Below are 233 nucleotides of genomic sequence, written 5' to 3'. Positions count from 1 at the left end.
GTGCTACTTGGGTGTCTCTCAAACGAGCCGTTGACGTTTCGACTACGGGGGTCTTACCCTCTACGCCGGACCTTTCGCATGTCCTTCGCCTACATCAACAGTTTCTGACTCGTCCTGTCGCCGGCAGACGACAGAAGAGAGATCCCACAACCCCGTATACGCAACCCCTGCCGGGTCTCACACGCATACGGTTTGGCCTCATCCGGTTTCGCTCGCCACTACTCCCGGAATCA

At 57.5% G+C, this 233-nt stretch carries 1 rRNA gene; it reads right to left on the bottom strand.

Going from position 1 to position 233, the window contains the following annotated elements:
• Positions 1–232 (bottom strand): 23S ribosomal RNA (locus tag OO69_RS48675); the annotation flags it as partial.
• Position 233 lies beyond the last annotated feature (1 nt).

This window comes from Streptomyces sp. NRRL F-525, assembly GCF_000716605.1.
In the GTDB taxonomy this organism is placed as follows: domain Bacteria; phylum Actinomycetota; class Actinomycetes; order Streptomycetales; family Streptomycetaceae; genus Streptomyces.
The sequence above is the reverse complement of the archived record's forward strand: the minus strand, read 5'-3'. Positions and strand labels throughout refer to the sequence as shown.